Raw genomic sequence first — 1,427 nt, forward strand, 5'->3', positions numbered from 1 at the left:
TTTGACGGCGCGCTGCGCCCGGTGGCGAGCGCGCAGCAGGAATTCACGCAGCATTTCCCGCGTTCGGGCTGGGTGGAGCACGATGCCGAGGAAATCTGGGAGAGCGTGCTGACGACCGTGCGCGGCGCCATCGAGAAGGCCGGGGTGACCGCGGCGGACATCTCCGGCATCGGCATCACCAACCAGCGCGAGACGACGCTGGTCTGGGACCGCGAGAGCGGCAAGCCGATCCATAACGCCATTGTCTGGCAGGACCGCCGCACCGCCGAATTCTGCCGCACCCTGCGCGAGGACGGGTTCGAGGAGACCGTGACCGAGCGCACCGGGCTGATCATCGATCCCTATTTCTCGGCCACGAAACTGCGCTGGCTTCTGGAGAATGTCGACGGCGCGCGGGATAAGGCCGAGGCGGGCAAGCTCGCCTTCGGGACCATCGACAGCTGGCTGATCTGGAAACTGACGGGCGGCACCTCGCATGTCACTGATGCCACGAATGCCGCGCGCACGATGCTCTACGATATCGCGAAAGGGCGCTGGTCGACGACCATCGCGAAGAAACTCGGCGTGCCGATGGAGATGCTGCCGGAAGTGAAGGATTGCGCGGCGGAGTTCGGCGTCACGCAAGCGGACCTGTTCGGCGCGGAAATCCCGATCCTCGGCGTCGCGGGCGACCAGCAGGCGGCGACGGTTGGGCAGGCCTGCTTCAAGCCGGGGATGCTGAAATCGACCTACGGCACGGGCTGCTTCGCGCTGCTCAATACCGGCGATCAGATGGTGCGCTCGGAGAACCGGCTGCTGACCACCATCGCCTACCAGCTCGACGGCAAAGTGACCTATGCGCTCGAAGGCTCGATCTTCGTCGCGGGGGCGGTGGTGCAATGGCTGCGCGACGGGCTGAAGATCATCGAGGCCGCCGACCAGACGCAGGCGCTGGCCGAGCAGTCCGACCCCGAGCAGGACGTGATCATCGTGCCCGCCTTCACCGGCCTCGGCGCGCCTTACTGGAACCCCGATTGTCGCGGCGCAGTCTTCGGCCTGACCCGCAGCTCCGGCCCGGCAGAGTTCGCCCGCGCGGCCCTGGAATCGGTGGGTTTCCAGACCCGCGATCTCTTGCAGGCGATGCAGGCGGATTGGTCCGACGACGCGCGCCCGACCCTGCGCGTCGATGGCGGCATGACGGCGTCGGATTGGGCGATGCAGTTCCTGTCCGACATCCTCGGTGCACCAGTGGACCGGCCCGAAGTGCTGGAGACGACTGCCCTCGGCGCGGCATGGCTTGCAGGCTACAGGGCGGGTCTCTACCCCGAGCCGGAAGAGTTCGCCAAAGGCTGGGCGCTCGATCGCAACTTCGCCCCGCAGATGGACGAGGCCACACGCGAAGCCCGCTACACTGCGTGGAAAAAGGCGGTCGAGGCCACCATCGCGGC

At 67.0% G+C, this 1,427-nt stretch carries 1 protein-coding gene; it reads left to right on the forward strand.

The features are described 5' to 3' along the window. Positions 1 to 1,427: glycerol kinase GlpK (gene glpK / locus B6V72_RS18890; RefSeq protein WP_146696239.1), on the forward strand; the 1,427-nt coding region annotated here is incomplete at both ends.

This window comes from Thioclava sp. F34-6 (assembly GCF_002213235.1).
GTDB lineage: Bacteria > Pseudomonadota > Alphaproteobacteria > Rhodobacterales > Rhodobacteraceae > Thioclava > Thioclava nitratireducens.